We start from the raw sequence: 16,985 nt of genomic DNA, 5'->3' as shown, positions 1-16,985 counted from the left end.
AACGAACTCCATATGCCTCACCTTGTCGTTTGTTCGCTGTCCCATCTCGTTCCGACAGCCAAGCTGCATGAAGCACGCGAAATGGTCACGTTGCTGTCGTCGGAAAACGACGTGCAACGCCCACCAGGTATCCGGCCGGACCGTCACCTGTTCCTTGATATGAACGACATCAGCATCAAGGTCGATGGATTGCATGCGCCCGAGGAGCATCACATTGCACGCCTGATTGACTTCGCGCAGGAATGGGACAGATCAGCCCCACTGCTCATCCATTGCTGGATGGGAATTTCAAGATCGACAGCAGCGGCGTACATCATCGCCTCCGCCCTCAATCCCGAAGCCGATGAAATGGAACTGGCATTGGAACTGCGGCAGCGTTCTCCGTCCGCGACCCCTAACGCCCGTATGATCATGCTGGCCGACAGGACGCTTGAGCGCAAAGGACGGATGGTAGCCGCGGTCGATCACATCGGACGCGGTGCCGAAGCCTTTGAGGGAATGCCGTTCATCATGCCGCTGGAGCTTTAGTACACATGGTGGTGGGTTCGACAGCCGTTGAAATCGGACTGAATGCGGCAATCGTCACGGTCGAGGGCAGCCACCCTCAAATACTGGTCGTTTCCAGCGACGCGACCGATGCCGCATTGCCGGACGGGCTGCCGCTCGGCTCATTCGACCCCTTGTTGCACCGGACGTTTGAAACCGGTCTTCGCGCCTCGGTCGAAGCGCAAACGGCGCTGCATCTCGGCTATGTCGAGCAGCTTTATACATTCGGCGACCGCGGCCGGCACAAGCAACCGGACGATATCGGACCGCATTTCGTGTCGGTCGGCTATCTGGCCCTGACCCGCAACGATGGAGAGCAAACCGGAACCCTGGAACGCAGCGGTGCGCACTGGAGTGACTGGTACGGCTACCTGCCCTGGGAGGACTGGCGCGCCGGCCGTCCCGAGATGCTCGATACGACCATCGTTCCGGCATTGAAGAAATGGGCAAAGCAGCCCCATGCGGATGAAATCGGCCGCCTGCCCAACCGGCATTCGCGGCTGCGGCTTGCGTTTGGCGACGTTGATTTTCCGTGGGATGAAGAACGCGTCCTGGAACGCTACGAACTCCTCTACGAAGCCGGGCTGGTCGAGGAAGCAGTCAGTGACGGACGGGTAGCAAAAACCGGATTTTCGTCCCCTCTCGGGCGCCCGATGCGCCTTGATCACAGGCGCATTCTGGCAACCGCCATGGCGCGCCTGCGCGGCAAGCTCAAATACCGTCCCGTCATCTTCGAACTGATGCCGCCCGAATTCACCCTGACCGCGCTGCAGTCAACCGTGGAGGCGATTTCCGGCCGCCATCTGCACAAGCAGAATTTCCGCCGGCTTGTCGAAGGCGCGGAACTGGTTGAAACGACCGGGGCTACAAGCACCGCAACGGGCGGGCGGCCGGCTGCGCTCTACCGCTTTCGAAGAAAAATACTCGATGAACGACCCGCACCCGGCATCAAGGTCGGCGGGCGTTAAACAGATCCGAAGCAGACGGCACTTACCGGATCCTGATATCCAGCCCGACATCCAGCGTCGGGGCGGCCATTGTGATTTTTGAGGTGGAGATGTAGTCAACGCCTGATTCAGCCACGGCTTTAATTGTCGTCAGGTCGATGTTACCGGAGGCTTCGAGCCTTGCTCGGCCGGCATTGATCGCCACGGCCTCTTCAAGCACCTTGGGCGACATGTTGTCGAGAAGCACCGCGTCCGGACCGGCGTTCAATGCCTCTTCGAGCTGGCTGAGTGTGTCGACTTCAACTTCAACCTTGACCAGGTGTCCAACATGGGCTTTCGCGGCCTCTACCGCCTTTGCGACGCCGCCTGCAATGGCAATATGATTGTCCTTGATCAGCACCGCATCATCGAGGCCGAAGCGATGGTTGGACCCTCCGCCGCAACGAACGGCATATTTTTCCAGAACGCGCAGGCCCGGGATGGTCTTGCGGGTGCAGCACACGCGAGCCTCGGTGTGGGATATTTCAGCAGCGTACGCAGCGGTCAGTGTGGCAATGCCCGACAGATGCATCAGAAAATTCAGCGCCACCCGTTCAGCAGCCAGCATTGCCCTGGCATTGCCCTCCACTCGCACAAGAACACTGCCCGCCGAGACTGTTCGCCCGTCAGCGCTCTCCAGTTCTATCGTCACCTCAGGATCCATCACCCTGAACGCAGCGACGACAAGAGGCAGACCGGCAACAACACCGTCCTCGCGGGTGGAAATCGCGGCAATGGCCGTTGCCTCAGGATCAATCGTTGCCTGGCTTGTGATATCGCCGGCCCGCCCGAGATCTTCATCAAGAGCCGAACGCACCTTCTCATCGATAAGCAGTGGCGATAACGCCGGCGGTCTTTTTCCCGTCATGCGGCAACCTTTTCAGCAGCATTCGCGATGATCCTGTCCGCATCGCTCAAGGAAAGATAGGTTCGCCTTTGCCATTCGTTCCTGGCTTCGGGCATGTCGGCCCGGTAGTGCCCGCCCCTGCTTTCCTCGCGCTGCAGCGCGCCGGCCACCACCATTTTCGCAGTCGTCAGCATGTTGCCGAAGCGGGCCTTGCGGTTGGTTTCCTCAAGCTCGGCTATGGTTCTGGCAGCACTCGTCAAGCCGCCCCTGTCTCTGACCACACCTGCACAGGCGCTCATGGTCTTTCGCAGACGCTGCATCTGCGGGCTGTCGCTTTCGGTGACGACATCGTCGGATTCATCGGCAGGGCTGGCCCAGTTGTCGCATTTCGATGCGGGCAGCAGGCCCTGGATGTCCTCGGCTATTCTTCCTGCGAAAACGACGGCCTCGAGCAGTGAATTAGAGGCCAGCCGATTTGCGCCGTGGGCACCGGTCGAGGTTACCTCGCCGGCCGCCCAAAGACCGTCGAGAGTTGTCCGCCCGTCCGCGTCGGTCAAAACACCGCCCATGTGGTAGTGGGCAGCCGGAACAACGGGAATTGGCTGGCTCACCGGATCGATGCCCGCTTCACGGCAATATCTGTAGACCGTCGGAAAACGTTCGGCAAAATGATCGCCGATCGCCTTTGTGGCGTCGAGAAACGCGCCGCGTCCAGCCTGGACTTCAGTGAAGATACCGCGTGCTACGACATCGCGGGGTGCCAGTTCCGCATCCCGATGTAGGTCGGCCATGAACCGGTGACCCGCTTCATTGACAAGGACGGCGCCATCGCCGCGCAGTGCTTCGGTTGCAAGCGGCGCCGGATCGCGGCCGACATTGATAGCAGTAGGGTGGAATTGTACGAATTCCGGATCGGCAATGACCGCGCCGGCCTGCGCCGCCATGCCGGTGCCGCCTCCGCGTGACTGGCCCGGATTTGTGGTGACCGAATAAAGGTGCCCTATGCCTCCGGAACAAAGCACCACGGCACGGGTGGGAAATGCGAGCCTGCTTTTCGATTTGCCCATGTCGGGCCGCGCCACCACCCCTGAAACATAGCGGCCTTCCGTCAGGATCTTTTCGACGACATAGCCCTCGAGCAGGCGTATGGACGGGGTTTTGTGCACCGTTGCGATCAGTGTTTCCATGATGGCCTGCCCGGCCATGTCTCCGCGAACGCCGACCACTCGCTTCTCGCTGTGCGCGGCTTCTCGCGACAGCGCCAGGCGGCCTTCGAGATCCCGGTCGAACGGAACGCCATAGGAAAGCAAGTCCTCAATGCGAGCCGGGCCTTCAGCAATCATGCTGTGGGCGATCTTTTCATCGACGATGCCCGCACCGGCGGCAACGGTGTCCTGAAAGTGCTTTTCGATCGTATCGCCTTCGCTGACCGCAGCGGCTATGCCGGCCTGTGCCCAGGCGGAAGATGCACCCTTGCCAATGGGCGCGGCAGCAAGCACCGAAACGGGCCGCGGCGCCAGCTTGAGCGCGCAAAAGAGCCCGGCAAGACCGCCACCGACAATGACAACGTCGTCGATGCCGGCCCAGGAATGCGGCGAAAAGGCAGACATTTTTATTTGCCCAAATTGACCATGCGTTCCACAGCCCGGCGCGCGCGGTCGGCAATCACCGGATCCACCGTAACCTCTTCCTTCATGTAAACGAGGCTATCGAGGATCTTCGGCAGCGTAATGCGTTTCATATGCGGGCAGAGGTTACACGGCTTTATGAACTCCACACCCGGCGTTTCAGCCTCGATGTTGGAAGCCATGGAACATTCGGTAACCAGCAGAACCTTCTGCGGACGTTCGTCCTTGACGTAGTTGATCATGCCGGAGGTCGAACCCGAATAGTCGCAGACATCGATCACATCCGGATGGCACTCAGGGTGTCCGATGATCTGGATCGTGGGATCGGCTTCCTTGTAGGCAAGCAGCTCGTCGGCGGTGAAGCGCTCATGCACCTCGCAATGCCCCTTCCATGTCAGAATTTTCTTTGACGTCTGCTTTGCGATGTTCATGGCAAGATATTCGTCCGGAATACAAAGCACCGTGTCTTCGTCCAGGCTCTCGACAATGGCAAGTGCATTCGACGAGGTGCAGCAGATATCCGTTTCGGCTTTGACGTCCGCCGAGGTGTTGACATAGGTGACAACCGGAACACCCGGGTTGGCTTCTTTCAGCCGCCGCACATCTGCACCGGTGATCGATTCAGATAGCGAACACCCGGCCTTGACGTCAGGTATGAGAACGGTCTTTTCGGGATTGAGCAGCTTCGATGTCTCAGCCATGAAATGCACGCCACACTGCACGATGATGTCGGCATCGACATTCCCGGCCTCGCGGGCGAGCTGCAGGCTGTCGCCGACAATGTCGGAAACGCAGTGGAAGATCTCGGGGGTCTGATAGTTGTGCGCCAGTATGACGGCGCCGCGTTCCTTTTTCAGGCGGTTGATCGCGTGAATGTAAGGCGCGAATATCGGCCATTCGATCGCCGGAATATGATCCTTGACCCGCTCATAAAGATGCTCGGTCTCCCTGGCGACTGCCGGCGTATATTTCAGGTCCGGCATGTCGAGCAGGCCAAACCGCTCTGCGGCTGATGGTGTGGGTTTTCCAGACCATTCTTCGTTTGCTTTGTGGAGCACGTTCATATTCGCCCCTCCTTTGCCAGTCTCTGCTCTTCGCTGCCAATTTGACCGTTTGATTATCTTTTGCTCAACTTGAGCATAAGTACGGCAAAATGAAAACCGGCAACGCCGGATAGAATTTACATAGGCCTCCTGAGGCTTATTTGCAAGCCGTATGAGGCTGGGTGCGACAATTAATATGAGCAGATGCAACTTTTCCGTTTGATCAATTTTCTTGATGGATTGCTCAATAATGCTGCTTTGACACAAACAGCCGGCGCCCCATAATTTTGTTCAACGTTTATCGAAAATGCGTTGTCGTATGTGGAACCATTGCGCCGCTGCGCTATGTGTTCTGATCTTTGGGGGCGTTCATGACCACGAAAACAGCAAAAGCAGACTTTCCCTGGCTCATCATCGCCGCCGGCTGCCTCATTGCCGCACTGACATTCGGTCCGCGCTCGGCGATGGGATTTTTCCAGCTTCCAATGCTCGCCGACACGGGATGGGATCGAACGACTTTCGGTCTCGCCATGGCAATTCAGAACCTGTGCTGGGGTCTTGGCCAACCGGTATTCGGGGCCATCGCGGACCGGTTCGGAACCTGGCGTGTGCTGGCGCTTTCAGCGCTGCTTTATGCCGGCGGGCTCTACATGATGGCTGTCGCAGACGCGCCTACCCTTCTTTATCTTGGCGGTGGCGTCCTCGTGGGGCTTGGTGTCGCGGCAGGCTCGTTCGGTATTATTCTGGCGGCCTTTGCCCGCAATGTAGCGCCAGAAGACCGCTCATTTGCCTTCGGCCTTGGAACCGCCGCCGGGTCCGCCGGTATGTTCCTGTTTGCACCGATCACACAGGGCCTGATCAGCACCGTCGGCTGGTCTGACGCACTTGTCTATCTTGCCATTGCCATGCTCGTGGTGCCGGTCTTTGCAGCCGTTTTGCGCGGCAATGCGCAGTCGGGCACCCAGTCTCAGAGCGAGATCGACCAGACTGTGAAGGAAGCACTGCGCGAAGCATTCAGCCACAACAGCTTTCTTCTGCTGACGGCGGGATTTTTCGTCTGCGGTTTCCAGGTGGCGTTCATCACTGCGCATTTTCCCGCCTATATCGGCGACATCGGCGTTGCCGCCAATTACGCGGTGATCGGCATCGCGCTGATCGGTTTCTTTAACATTATCGGTTCGCTTGCAGCCGGCGTCATCGGGCAGCGCCATTCCAAACCGATGTTTCTCGTCGGCCTTTACGTCAGCCGTTCCATAGCTGTGACGCTTTTCCTGCTGTTGCCGCAAAGCGCCACCTCGGTCATCGTCTTTTCAATCGTCATGGGACTATTGTGGCTGTCTACCGTGCCGCCGACCAACGCGCTTGTCGCGATCATGTTCGGTACCCGTCATCTGGGTATGCTGGGCGGTATCGTCTTCTTTTCCCATCAGGTGGGCTCTTTCCTCGGTGTTTGGCTGGGCGGCTATCTGTACGACCTGTTCGGCACGTACGATCCGGTCTGGTGGCTGGGCGTTGCGCTTGGCCTGTTCGCCGCCATCGTCCACTGGCCGATCCGCGAGCAGGCGGTGCCGCGCGATGTGCCGGTTCCGGCTGAATAGATTTTCAGCGAGCAAGTTCAGGAGCTTGCGGCAAGTGCCTTGAGCGCCGCCTGTATGAATCCGGACCGGGCATCCGGCATATCGATGCCACGTGGTTCGTAGACGTGGCGCTGAAGGAAATAACCGGTGAGGCGAAAGGCTTCTGACAGGCTGTCTGGCTCGGCCGACTGTTTGCTCCCGTCAGCCAGGAATTCGGGCAGAACCAGCATCTTGTCGGCCCATGGGAGACCGGCGTCGCGGCTGACCGCGCGGCCGGATTTTGGCGAAACGAAAGTCAATTCCCGTTGCGATCCGGTCGCCGCGCAACGGGCAAGATCCAGTCCGAAACCCAGATCCTCCAGCATGGCAAGTTCGAAACGCACAAAGAGTTCGCCAGCGCTTGCCGGGTCATGAAGGTTTTCAAGGATAATGCCCAGCGCCTCATAGAGGTGCGGGTGGGGGTCACGTTCGGGAAGCAGCCGTAACAGAGCCGCCATTGCCTGGACACCGTAGACTGCGGTGGCCGATTCCATCAGCCGCGCGGCGCGTAGCTCGATCGGCTCCACCTGATAATTTCCAAGATGCTGGTCGAGGCGCGCGCGCCAGATCACCGAAACACTGTTTCCCGGCTGCAGCACCGGCTGCATGCGTCGCGAACGGCCACCGCGCACCAGACCGAGATGACGGCCATGTGCCTTTGTCATGATTTCGGCAATGACACTGCTTTCGCCGTGGCGTCTTACGCCGAGAACTATTCCTTCATCCTGCCATTCCATGCAGAAAAACTGTCCCTGTCACGAAGGAAATTCAAGTCCGAGTTCGCGATAACGTTCCGGATCATCGCCCCAATTGTCCCGCACCTTGACGAACAAAAAGAGATGGACCGGCTGCTCGAGGATATCGGCAAGCTCCTTGCGCGCGCTCTGGCTGATGTGCTTGATGGTTTCACCCCGCCTGCCAAGGACGATCTTCTTCTGGCTGTCGCGCTGAACATAGATTATCTGCTCGATCCGGACGCTGCCGTCCTTACGCTCCTCCCACTTCTCGGTTTCCACATGGGAGGCGTAGGGCAGTTCCTGATGAAGCCTGTTGTAGAGTTTTTCCCGGGTGATTTCCGCAGCGAGCTGACGCATGGGCAAATCCGAGATCTGGTCCTCCGGGTAATACCAGGGGCCCTCGGGAAGGGTTTTGGCCAGATGATCGAGCACATCGGCGCAGCCCGCCCCCTTAAGGGCCGAGATCATGAAAGTCTGATCAAAAGCAACGGTTTCGTTTGCCTTCGCGGTAAGTTCCAGCAGCGCTTCCGGTTTCACCCTGTCGATCTTGTTGATCAACAGGATCTTCGGGCGTTTGACCTCGGTCAGGCTTTCAAGGATGTTTTGCGCATCGCCGACCAGTCCGCGTTCCGCATCAACAAGGAAGAAGATGATGTCGGCATCATGCGCCCCGCCCCAGGCAGATGTGACCATGGCCCGGTCGAGCCGGCGGCGCGGTTTGAATATGCCGGGCGTATCGATGAACACGATCTGCGTGTGATCGTGAATGACGATGCCGCGCACCAGCGAGCGCGTTGTCTGCACCTTGTGGCTGACGATGGAAACCTTGGCCCCGACCAGGTGGTTGAGCAGCGTCGATTTTCCGGCATTGGGAGCGCCAATCAGCGCGACAAAGCCCGAACGTGTCGGCTGGTCCGTCTGTTTATCCGCAACATCCGTCATGACGCGCTCCAAATACCTTCACGCTCCAGCAGTTTTGTCGCGGCGCTTTGCTCGGCCGCCCGGCGCGAGCGGCCATTGCCGGTTTCTTCGCTATAACCCTTAACCTCGACGCGGACCGTAAAGAGCGGATCGTGATCCGGTCCTGTGCGCTCGACAATCACATAGGAAGGCGCTTCGCCGGTCTTGCTGTGTGCCCATTCCTGCAGTTCTGTTTTTGCATCGCGCCTGGCGTCGGCGGAGGCACGCGCACGCGCATCCCAGTTATTGAGAATGAAGCTGCGCGCCGCCTCAAGGCCGGCGTCAAGATAAATGGCTGCAATCAACGATTCCATCACATCGGCGCGTACGTTGGACATGCGTTTGCCCGTGAGGGTCTTAATGTCGGTTCCGGTGCGGATAAAACGGTGCAGTTCCAGCTCGTCGGCAACGGCGGCGCAGGTTTCAGCGCTCACCAGCTGGTTCAGCCGCACCGACAGCTCACCTTCCTTGGCCGCCGGAAACAGTGAAAACAGCAATTCGGCCACCACCAGCCCCAGGACGCGATCGCCGAGAAATTCCAGGCGCTCGTAATTGCCCTTGCCGCCACTGCGCGCACTTGAATGCGTCAATGCACGCTCCAGGCGATTCCTGTTACTGAATGAGTGCCCGATTAACTTTGCGAGCCGGGCGTGGTCCGCATCCGACAATGCACTCTTATGCTTCATTCCGTCATCTCGAACAGGCGGCCCACCCGCAACTCGCTCGGCCATTTCCAGAATTCGAGCGGCGATGAATCGCCACCGATTGAGAAGAAAATCATCTCCGCGCGGCCGACCAGATTCTCAAACGGCACGAAACCCACATTCAGCCGGCTATCCGCGGAATTGTCGCGGTTATCGCCCATCATGAAGTAGTGGCCTTCGGGTACGAGGAAGACGCGCGTGTTGTCTGTCGTCGAATTCGGCGTGATATCGAGCGTGTCATAGGAGACGCCATTGGGCAGCGTTTCGCGATAGACCGCGGCGTCCGTTACTTCACTTCCGTAACTGCCGTCGGCGCTGAATGTCCCGACTTTCTCGCGCTTGACCGGCGTGCCGTTGATATGAAGCACACTGTTGATCATCTGGATACGGTCGCCAGGCAGGCCAACCACGCGCTTGATGTAGTCAATCTTCGGATCACGGGGAAACCGGAAGACCACGATGTCGCCGCGCTCGGGCTCGCTGCCCCAGATGCGGCCGGAAAACAGGTTGGGCGAAAACGGGAAGGAATAGCGCGAATAGCCATAGGCATATTTGGAGACGAACAGATAGTCACCAACCAGGAGCGTCGGCATCATAGATCCGGACGGTATTGAAAAGGGCTGAAACAGCACACTGCGGATGACAAGAGCCAGAAGCAGTGCCTGGACAATGACCTTTAGAGTTTCACCAAAGGCTGACTCTTTTTTTTCTACCTTTTCAGACACGCTTTTGAACCTTCTTCGGTTGGCTGATAAGCCCTGCTTACTAGAGCAATTCCGATGTTTATGGAACCGGCCTTGTAGATGGTGGCTTTGTCAGCCCAGTCAACCGGCAGTACCTAAATGATGACAATCGCCTGCACCGCCAATCCATCATGCGATTTGGCCAGGCGAATGGCCGGCCTCTATCCCTCCATCTCATGGGAGTCAAGCCTGGCAAGCGCTGGCATGAAAACGGTTGATATCATTCATCGGCCGTCGGCCTGGCGCCGGCCGGATCCAACATCATACGGTTTGCTCGCCGCTCAGATCCCTGCCCCCGCGCCGTTTCATCAGCTTACGCCGCCGCTGGTTCTGGAAAGCGGAAACGCTGATGTAGGTCGCCACGTAGAACAACAGGCCAGACACCAGCATGAAGGGCAGGCAGCCGATCAGCATGGGTTTGATTATCGGCTGCCAGAGCTGGTGCAAATCGAGGTTCTTGAATAGCCTGCCCAGATGGATCGTCGAAACCGCGTCGTGGAAGTCATTGATCAGAATGTATTTGCCGAGCTTATAGCTGGCTGTCCATATGAACGGAAACGACAACGGATTGCCGAACGCAGTTCCAAGCGCCGAGGCGATAATATTGCCGGCAAAGATATAGGCAAGCACCGCAGCTATGACGAAATGAAAACCAAGAAACGGTGTCCAGGATGCCATGACCCCTGCCGCAACGCCGGCGGCGATTGCATGAGGCGTCGCTGTCAGCCGAAGAATACGTTTGCCGAAATACTGGAAAGAACGCGAGAAAGAACGCCGCGGCCAAAGGAATATTCTGATCCGTTCCGGAACCCCTATCGGTTTGCGGCGGCGAAACAACATTCTGCGTAATCTGCCTTTCTCTTGTGTAGCCCGTTCACACTATATCCAATGTAGTTAAATATTGCTTCTCAACAGGAAATTTTAAAGGCCTGTCCTTCGCGCAAAAGATGGAAAACCGGACATGCGGCGGCAAGCCGCACCCGGCAATTCAATTATCGGGAATTTATTCGTAAAGGCGTGTAACCGTGCTGATGCAGGACAGCTTTTTAAGGGCGCCAATCAGCTTGTTGAGATGCTTGAGATCCCAGACCTCAAGATCGACGACCATTTCGGTGAAATCATCAGCGACCCGCACCATGGACAATGTCTGGATATTGGTATCGCTGGCGGCGATCGTCTGCGCCACTTCGGCAAGGGTACCCGGCTCATTGATCGCATTGAGCGATATGCGTGAATGGAACCGCTTGCTGCCCGCCTCGTCAATATCCCAGCGCACGTCGATCCAGCGCTCCGGCTCATCGTCGAACTTGGTCAGCATCGGCGACTGGATCGGGTAGATCGTGATGCCCTTGCCGCGCTCCATGATGCCTATAATTCTGTCGCCCGGAACCGCTCCGGATGCCCCAAAGGACACGGGCATGTCATCACCGGCGCCGCGTATCGGCAATGCATCAGCGCCATTTCCCGCCTTCTTGTCGCGGCGCGACTTCGAGGCCTTCGAGCGCCCGGGAATGCGGAATATCATTCCGGCTGCACTGCGCAGATTGAACCACCCTTCGTCCGAGGTGGGCTGCTTGACGGCGACACGATCGTGCTGATGGTCGGGGTATACGGCCGTCAGCACATCCTTGGATGCAAGTTCTCCCCGGCCAACTGCAGCAATGGCATCTTCCACATCCTTGAAGCCAAGACGGTGCAGGACCGGCTCAAGCTGGTCGCGGGTAAAGTTCTTGCCTGCTCGGTTGAAGGAGCGCTCCAGAATACGGTACCCAAGACCCGAATACTGTTTGCGGACGGCGGCTCTCGTTGCCCGGCGGATTGCCGCACGCGCCTTGCCGGTGACAACGATTTCCTCCCAGGCGGCTGGCGGAACCTGAACACCGGAGCGGATGATATCGACCTCGTCGCCATTGTTGAGCTGCGTGACAAGCGGCATGATGCGGCCGTTGATCTTCACTCCGACACATGTATCGCCGATGTCCGTGTGTACCGCATAGGCAAAATCGATGGGAGTTGCCCCGCGCGGCAGCGCAATGAGCTGCCCCTTCGGCGTAAAACAGAATACCTGGTCGTGGAACAGCTCAAGCTTGGTGTGCTCGAGGAACTCCTCCGGATTGTCGCCGACGGACAGTTGTTCGATGGTTCGGCGCAGCCATGTATAGGCGTTGGAATCGTGTGGCAGGAGGCCGTTTTCATTGACGCCGCCATCCTTGTAAATCGCGTGGGCCGCAACACCGTATTCAGCGATCTCGTGCATGCGGACCGTTCTGATCTGAAGCTCAACACGCTGCCTGGACGGTCCGATGATGGTAGTATGGATTGAACGGTAATCATTCTGCTTCGGGGTCGAGATATAGTCCTTGAAGCGCCCGGGCACCACGGACCAGCGCATGTGCACGATGCCAAGCGCCCGGTAGCAATCGCCGATACTGTTGACGATGATACGGAAACCGTAAATATCCGACAGCTGCTCAAAGGACAGCGATTTGGACTGCATTTTGCGGAAAACGGAATAGGGCTTTTTCTGCCGGCCGGTCACGGTTGCGCTCAGCCCATGCTCTTCGAAAAGATCGCCAAGTTCGGTCTCGATCTTGCGAATGATGCCGCGGTTTTTTTTCGACAGCTCCTTGAGCCGCTTGGTAACTGTGTCATATGCCTCGGTATTCATATGCTGGAAGGAAAGTTCCTCCAGCTCCTCACGCATGTCCTGCATGCCCATCCGGCCGGCCAGCGGGGCATAGATTTCCATCGTCTCTTCGGCAATGCGGGCGCGCTTTTCCGGCGGCACAAAGCCAAGGGTGCGCATATTGTGAAGACGGTCGGCGAGTTTGACGAGCAACACGCGCACGTCATCCGAGATTGCCAGAAGAAGCTTGCGAAGATTTTCCGCCTGTTTGGCCCGTTTGGACACAAGGTCCAGTTTCTTGATCTTGGTCAGACCTTCGACGAGCCCGCCGATTTCCTCGCCGAAGAGTTCATCGATCTCATCGCGCGTTGCCGAGGTATCTTCAATGGTGTCATGCAATAGCGCGACAGCGACAGTCGCCTCGTCCAGTCGCATGCCGGTGAGAATGGCAGCAACTTCGAGCGGATGGGAAATGTACGGATCGCCATTGGCACGCGTCTGTTTGCCGTGCTTCTGCATGGCGTAGACATAAGCCTTGTTCAACAGCGCTTCGTTGACATCCGGCTTGTAACTGTGCACGCGCTCAACGAGCTCGTACTGACGCATCATATGACGACTACTCCTTCACAGGGTCTTTTCGTTGTGCTTTGCCCATTATCCTGCCGGGCAAAGGCCTTCGTCAAAACAAAAAAAGCGCCGGGCCTCAAGACCCAGCGCTTACCGTTTCGTGCCGCGCATTAAAAGTGCTCAATAATCGTCACTTTTTTCCGGCGGAACCAGCCCTTCGATACCGGCAAGAAGTTCGTCTTCCGACATTCTGTCGAAGGAGACGGCTTCGGGTTCGGGTTCGGCAGGAACTTCACCCGTAACAATGACCGTTTCTTCCACCTGCTCCGCAGCAAGCAGCGTTGCGGGATCGGGCTCGGGCTCGTCCACTTCCACATGCTTTTGCAGGGAATGAATGAGATCCTCTTTCAGATCGCCAGGAGAAAGTGTTTCATCGGCAATCTCACGCAGCGCGACCACCGGGTTTTTGTCGTTGTCACGATCTACCGTGATCATCGCACCCTGCGATACCTGGCGCGCCCGATGGCTTGCCAGCAAAACCAAATCAAATCGATTGTCGACTTTGTCGATGCAATCCTCGACTGTGACACGGGCCATGGCCTGTCCTTTGTTTTCGCGAAAATTTCGTGATTGCCTTGCCGATACCTCTAAAAGCAACACAATTCAAGCATTATTACCAAGAAGACGGCCGTTGATCCATTTGACGCGAGTGATTCCGCTCCTAAATGGGATATCGGTGGTGTCGGTTCAGGGTGCACGCAAAAGCAACGAACGTTCCTGAGCGGCAATTCGTATTGCATCAGAATGATATTCGTTCCTTAACCTGCCCCAAAAGGAATTAATCCACCGAGATAATAGCTTTGTTCACAAATTGTTGTGAAAAAACTGTTGTTGTAGATTTAAATTGTCTACATACTCGGCGTGTGCAATATAAATGCATGGATGGGATATCTATTTTGCGCGGAAACGTATGATATTTTTAAGTACTGAGATCATTTTTCTGACGCCAAAACATAAAATTAAAACACAGGTGAAATAATGTTTGATCCTAGGGAAAAAATTTCCCTGTTTATTGATGGCGCAAATCTATACGCTACAGCGAAAAGCCTTGGGTTTGACATCGATTACAGGAAATTACTGACTGCTTTCCAGGGGCGCGGTTACCTTCTTCGGGCATATTACTATACAGCATTGATCGAGGACCAAGAGTACTCATCGATTCGTCCGCTCATAGACTGGCTGGATTACAACGGCTATCGCGTCGTCACAAAGCCGGCCAAGGAGTTCACCGATTCGGGCGGACGCCGGAAGATCAAGGGCAATATGGACATCGAACTTGCCGTTGATGCGATGGAGCAGTCTGAAACCGTCGACCATCTTGTCATCTTTTCCGGTGATGGCGATTTCAAAAGCCTCGTCGCCGCGCTTCAAAGACGTGGCCGCAAGGTTTCGATCGTCTCAACGCTGGCAACACAGCCTGCCATGATCGCAGACTGCCTGCGCCGGCAGGCCGACAACTTCATCGATCTCGCCTCGCTCAAAGATGAGATCGGTCGGGCCGAGGCCGAAAGGCCGGTTCGGCAGCCTGCCATGGAAGACGAGGAAGAATACGATTTCAATCACTAGCGGTTTCGGTTATGTCGGTCAGCCATGACCGACATGTTAGACCCCGACCGCGACTGTGCACTGTGCCCCAGACTGCACGAATTCATCGCCCAGCAGAGAAAATCGCACGCCGACTGGTACAATGCGCCGGTTAGGACGTTTTATCCCGGCGGCGGCCCGCCTGCAGTTCGTTTTCTGATTGTTGGCCTGGCGCCGGGCCTGCGTGGCGCCAACCGGACCGGCCGCCCGTTTACAGGCGACTTTGCCGGTGACCTGCTCTATGGAACGCTCCGTAAATTCGGTTTTTCCAGCGGAACCTTCGATGCGCGGTCCGATGACGGCGTCGAACTCATCGCGACCGCGATTACCAATGCCGTGCGTTGCGTGCCCCCGGAGAACAAACCGGTCGGTGCTGAGATCAATACCTGCCGGCGTTACCTGTCGGCGTCACTGGATGCGATGACCGGCCTTTCGGCTATCCTGACGCTCGGAAAGATCGCCCATGATTCGACTATCCGTACGCTTGGCGGACGTGTTTCTGCGCATCCCTTCCGCCACAACGCCCGAACGAATGTTGGCGGATATGCCGTCTTTTCCAGCTATCACTGCTCAAGATACAATACGAACACCGGCAGGCTGACCGAACAAATGTTCGTCGATGTCTTTCAGAATATCGCAGATTATCTCGGACCATCATAAGCCGTAGCCGTTGGCCTGAAGGTCAGCCCTTTTCCCGCAGGAGCCGAGCCTTCTGACGGTCCCAGTCCCGCTTCTTTTCCGTCTCACGTTTGTCATGCAGCTTCTTGCCCTTGCCGAGGGCAAGCTCGAGCTTCGCCCGGCCCCGGTCATTGAAGTAGATCTTCAGGGGTATAAGCGACATGCCTTCACGCTGGACAGCGCCAATCAGCTTGCGGACCTCACGCTTGTTGAGCAAAAGTTTGCGCCGCCGACGGGTCTCATGGTTGAAACGGTTGGCCTGAAGATATTCCGGCAGGTAGGAATTGATCAGCCAGATCTCTCCCCCCTCCTCCGTGGCATAGGACTCTGCAATATTGGCCTTGCCCTCGCGCAACGATTTGACTTCGGTGCCGGTCAGCACCAGCCCCGCTTCAAACGTGTCGATGATCTCGTAGTTGAAGCGCGCCTTGCGGTTTTCTGCAACAATACGCCGTTGTGGCTTGTCGCCGGCCTTCGACATGATAATCGACCGCTCTAGTTCAGAAGACCGGCATGGCGAAGGGCATCATCAATCGCGGAACGCGTTTCCGTTTCGATCGAAACGAGCGGCAGACGCTGCGTCTCTTTCATATGCCCCAGCTTGCTGAGTGCGTATTTCGTTCCACCCGGATTGGGTTCGATGAAGAGCGCCTTGTGCAGCGGCATGAGGCGATCCTGATATTCCAGCGCGGTCGCATAATCACCGCCAAGCATAGCTTCCTGGAACTGTGAACACAGCCGCGGCGCGACATTGGCTGTCACCGATATACAGCCGACGCCGCCATGGGCGTTGAAGCCCAGCGCCGTTCCGTCTTCTCCGGAAAGCTGGATAAAGTCCGCGCCGCAGGACAGGCGCTGTTCCGACACCCGGTCCATTTTCGCAGTGGCATCCTTGGTGCCGACGATGTTGGAAAAATCCGCAGCCAGCGAAGCCATCGTATCGACGCTCATGTCGATGATCGAGCGGCCCGGTATGTTGTAGATGAAGATCGGCAGCGAAACCGCATTCGCGATCGCCGCATAATGAGCATAAAGGCCGCGCTGGTTCGGCTTGTTGTAATAGGGCGTGACAACAAGCACCGCATCAGCACCGGCCTTTTCGGCGTGCTGGGCAAGATCAATTGCTTCACTGGTGTTGTTCGAGCCGGCGCCGGCAACGACCGGCACGCGTTTTTGCGTAACCTCGACGCACAGCTCTATGACGCGTTTGTGCTCGTCATGCGAAAGGGTTGGGGATTCGCCCGTCGTACCAACTGGCACCAGACCGTGGCTTCCCTCCGAGATTTGCCATTCTACAAAATTGCGGAACGCCGTTTCATCCAACGCACCGGCATCGTCAAATGGTGTGACCAATGCCGGAAGAGACCCCTTGAACATACTAGCTCCTGATGTGGCGGGCGACAGACCCGCACCTGCGTACAAAGCAGCGCAGCTAAGCCTGCGCGTGCAACAAAAAGCGCTGCACCATAGTCCCGACAAACCTTTGCCGCAAGCGGTGCGGTGCTACAAATTCGCCTGCCGTGGGCGGGCGGGACACATTTTGTTACAATAGCCGCTTCGCCTTGGAGGCATAACTTTTGGTTAACTTTCTTTTCATGGATCTTTGGCACTCTTAGGGACTGTATGTGCGTTGCGTTGCGGGCTGATTTCTGCCCCATTT

General features: G+C 57.1%; 17 protein-coding genes. 5 read left to right on the top strand and 12 right to left on the bottom strand.

Going from position 1 to position 16,985, the window contains the following annotated elements; all coding sequences use genetic code 11:
- The first annotated feature begins 12 nt into the window (after positions 1-12).
- Together ABVT35_RS06760 and ABVT35_RS06755 are read left to right on the top strand one after the other, a co-directional pair.
- A complete protein-coding gene (locus tag ABVT35_RS06760) occupies positions 13-528 on the top strand; it encodes a tyrosine phosphatase family protein (RefSeq protein WP_368465515.1) in 516 nt (171 codons plus the stop codon).
- Between the two features lie 5 nt (positions 529-533).
- Entirely contained in the window at positions 534-1,514 is a 981-nt protein-coding gene (locus ABVT35_RS06755; protein ID WP_368465514.1) for an NAD regulator, read from the top strand.
- Positions 1,515-1,536: 22 nt separating this feature from the next.
- On the opposite strand, the gene nadC is transcribed toward ABVT35_RS06755, so the two are convergent.
- Genes nadC through nadA form a run of 3 tightly spaced genes read right to left on the bottom strand, consistent with a single transcriptional unit; the run spans position 1,537 to position 5,071 of the window.
- Positions 1,537-2,400 (bottom strand): carboxylating nicotinate-nucleotide diphosphorylase, encoded by an 864-nt coding sequence (gene nadC, locus ABVT35_RS06750; protein WP_368465513.1) that lies wholly within the window; start codon positions 2,398-2,400, stop codon positions 1,537-1,539.
- Positions 2,397-3,989 (bottom strand): L-aspartate oxidase, encoded by a 1,593-nt coding sequence (locus tag ABVT35_RS06745; protein ID WP_368465512.1) that lies wholly within the window; start codon positions 3,987-3,989, stop codon positions 2,397-2,399. The genes nadC and ABVT35_RS06745 overlap by 4 nt, the downstream gene beginning before the upstream one ends.
- A 2-nt stretch (positions 3,990-3,991) precedes the next feature.
- Positions 3,992-5,071 carry a quinolinate synthase NadA gene (nadA, locus tag ABVT35_RS06740; RefSeq protein WP_368465511.1) on the bottom strand — a complete coding sequence of 360 codons (1,080 nt, stop codon included), beginning with the start codon at positions 5,069-5,071 and terminating at the stop codon, positions 3,992-3,994.
- Between the two features lie 350 nt (positions 5,072-5,421).
- On the opposite strand from nadA, the gene ABVT35_RS06735 reads away from it, so the two are divergent.
- Positions 5,422-6,648 (top strand): MFS transporter, encoded by a 1,227-nt coding sequence (locus ABVT35_RS06735; protein WP_368465510.1) that lies wholly within the window; start codon positions 5,422-5,424, stop codon positions 6,646-6,648.
- Between the two features lie 17 nt (positions 6,649-6,665).
- Here ABVT35_RS06735 and recO read toward each other — a convergent pair whose 3' ends face one another.
- The 7 genes from recO to rpoZ all read right to left on the bottom strand — a co-directional run bounded on the left by recO (position 6,666) and on the right by rpoZ (position 13,600).
- Positions 6,666-7,403, bottom strand: a complete 738-nt coding sequence (gene recO, locus ABVT35_RS06730) for a DNA repair protein RecO (RefSeq protein WP_368465509.1) — start codon at positions 7,401-7,403, stop codon at positions 6,666-6,668.
- Between the two features lie 18 nt (positions 7,404-7,421).
- Positions 7,422-8,345, bottom strand: coding sequence for a GTPase Era (gene era / locus ABVT35_RS06725; RefSeq protein WP_368465508.1), 924 nt, complete (start codon positions 8,343-8,345; stop codon positions 7,422-7,424).
- Positions 8,342-9,049, bottom strand: a complete 708-nt coding sequence (gene rnc / locus ABVT35_RS06720; protein WP_368465507.1) for a ribonuclease III — start codon at positions 9,047-9,049, stop codon at positions 8,342-8,344. Before rnc ends, era begins: the two co-directional genes overlap by 4 nt.
- Positions 9,046-9,792 (bottom strand): signal peptidase I, encoded by a 747-nt coding sequence (gene lepB, locus ABVT35_RS06715; protein WP_368465506.1) that lies wholly within the window; start codon positions 9,790-9,792, stop codon positions 9,046-9,048. The genes rnc and lepB overlap by 4 nt, the downstream gene beginning before the upstream one ends.
- A 279-nt stretch (positions 9,793-10,071) precedes the next feature.
- On the bottom strand, positions 10,072-10,650 hold the full coding sequence (locus ABVT35_RS06710) for a DUF2062 domain-containing protein (protein ID WP_368465505.1): 579 nt from the start codon (positions 10,648-10,650) through the stop codon (positions 10,072-10,074).
- Between the two features lie 163 nt (positions 10,651-10,813).
- Complete coding sequence (locus ABVT35_RS06705) at positions 10,814-13,045, bottom strand: bifunctional (p)ppGpp synthetase/guanosine-3',5'-bis(diphosphate) 3'-pyrophosphohydrolase (protein ID WP_368465504.1); 2,232 nt, start codon at positions 13,043-13,045, stop codon at positions 10,814-10,816.
- A gap of 138 nt (positions 13,046-13,183) precedes the next feature.
- Positions 13,184-13,600, bottom strand: a complete 417-nt coding sequence (rpoZ, locus tag ABVT35_RS06700) for a DNA-directed RNA polymerase subunit omega (protein ID WP_368465503.1) — start codon at positions 13,598-13,600, stop codon at positions 13,184-13,186.
- Positions 13,601-14,041: 441 nt separating this feature from the next.
- On the opposite strand from rpoZ, the gene ABVT35_RS06695 reads away from it, so the two are divergent.
- Together ABVT35_RS06695 and ABVT35_RS06690 are read left to right on the top strand one after the other, a co-directional pair.
- On the top strand, positions 14,042-14,629 hold the full coding sequence (locus ABVT35_RS06695; protein ID WP_368465502.1) for an NYN domain-containing protein: 588 nt from the start codon (positions 14,042-14,044) through the stop codon (positions 14,627-14,629).
- 24 nt (positions 14,630-14,653) lie between these two features.
- A complete protein-coding gene (locus ABVT35_RS06690; RefSeq protein WP_368465501.1) occupies positions 14,654-15,307 on the top strand; it encodes a uracil-DNA glycosylase in 654 nt (217 codons plus the stop codon).
- Between the two features lie 22 nt (positions 15,308-15,329).
- On the opposite strand, the gene smpB is transcribed toward ABVT35_RS06690, so the two are convergent.
- Positions 15,330-15,806, bottom strand: a complete 477-nt coding sequence (gene smpB / locus ABVT35_RS06685; RefSeq protein ID WP_368465500.1) for an SsrA-binding protein SmpB — start codon at positions 15,804-15,806, stop codon at positions 15,330-15,332.
- 14 nt (positions 15,807-15,820) lie between these two features.
- Complete coding sequence (gene dapA, locus ABVT35_RS06680) at positions 15,821-16,702, bottom strand: 4-hydroxy-tetrahydrodipicolinate synthase (RefSeq protein ID WP_368465499.1); 882 nt, start codon at positions 16,700-16,702, stop codon at positions 15,821-15,823.
- Between the last annotated feature and the right edge of the window lie 283 nt (positions 16,703-16,985).

This window comes from Hoeflea sp. TYP-13 (genome assembly GCF_040932035.1).
Lineage (GTDB): Bacteria > Pseudomonadota > Alphaproteobacteria > Rhizobiales > Rhizobiaceae > Hoeflea_A.
This window is presented reverse-complemented; position numbering and strand designations above follow the sequence as displayed.

What these genes read in the sequence shown, in the direction of transcription:
- ABVT35_RS06760 (WP_368465515.1), top strand. Translation starts at nt 13, where the DNA reads ATGCCTCACCTTGTCGTTTGTTCGCTGTCCCATCTCGTTCCGACAGCC.
- ABVT35_RS06755 (WP_368465514.1), top strand. Translation starts at nt 534, where the DNA reads ATGGTGGTGGGTTCGACAGCCGTTGAAATCGGACTGAATGCGGCAATC.
- nadC (WP_368465513.1), bottom strand. Translation starts at nt 2,400, where the DNA reads ATGACGGGAAAAAGACCGCCGGCGTTATCGCCACTGCTTATCGATGAG.
- ABVT35_RS06745 (WP_368465512.1), bottom strand. Translation starts at nt 3,989, where the DNA reads ATGTCTGCCTTTTCGCCGCATTCCTGGGCCGGCATCGACGACGTTGTC.
- nadA (WP_368465511.1), bottom strand. Translation starts at nt 5,071, where the DNA reads ATGAACGTGCTCCACAAAGCAAACGAAGAATGGTCTGGAAAACCCACA.
- ABVT35_RS06735 (WP_368465510.1), top strand. Translation starts at nt 5,422, where the DNA reads ATGACCACGAAAACAGCAAAAGCAGACTTTCCCTGGCTCATCATCGCC.
- recO (WP_368465509.1), bottom strand. Translation starts at nt 7,403, where the DNA reads ATGGAATGGCAGGATGAAGGAATAGTTCTCGGCGTAAGACGCCACGGC.
- era (WP_368465508.1), bottom strand. Translation starts at nt 8,345, where the DNA reads ATGACGGATGTTGCGGATAAACAGACGGACCAGCCGACACGTTCGGGC.
- rnc (WP_368465507.1), bottom strand. Translation starts at nt 9,049, where the DNA reads ATGAAGCATAAGAGTGCATTGTCGGATGCGGACCACGCCCGGCTCGCA.
- ABVT35_RS06710 (WP_368465505.1), bottom strand. Translation starts at nt 10,650, where the DNA reads ATGTTGTTTCGCCGCCGCAAACCGATAGGGGTTCCGGAACGGATCAGA.
- ABVT35_RS06705 (WP_368465504.1), bottom strand. Translation starts at nt 13,045, where the DNA reads ATGATGCGTCAGTACGAGCTCGTTGAGCGCGTGCACAGTTACAAGCCG.
- rpoZ (WP_368465503.1), bottom strand. Translation starts at nt 13,600, where the DNA reads ATGGCCCGTGTCACAGTCGAGGATTGCATCGACAAAGTCGACAATCGA.
- ABVT35_RS06695 (WP_368465502.1), top strand. Translation starts at nt 14,042, where the DNA reads ATGTTTGATCCTAGGGAAAAAATTTCCCTGTTTATTGATGGCGCAAAT.
- ABVT35_RS06690 (WP_368465501.1), top strand. Translation starts at nt 14,654, where the DNA reads ATGACCGACATGTTAGACCCCGACCGCGACTGTGCACTGTGCCCCAGA.
- smpB (WP_368465500.1), bottom strand. Translation starts at nt 15,806, where the DNA reads ATGTCGAAGGCCGGCGACAAGCCACAACGGCGTATTGTTGCAGAAAAC.
- dapA (WP_368465499.1), bottom strand. Translation starts at nt 16,702, where the DNA reads ATGTTCAAGGGGTCTCTTCCGGCATTGGTCACACCATTTGACGATGCC.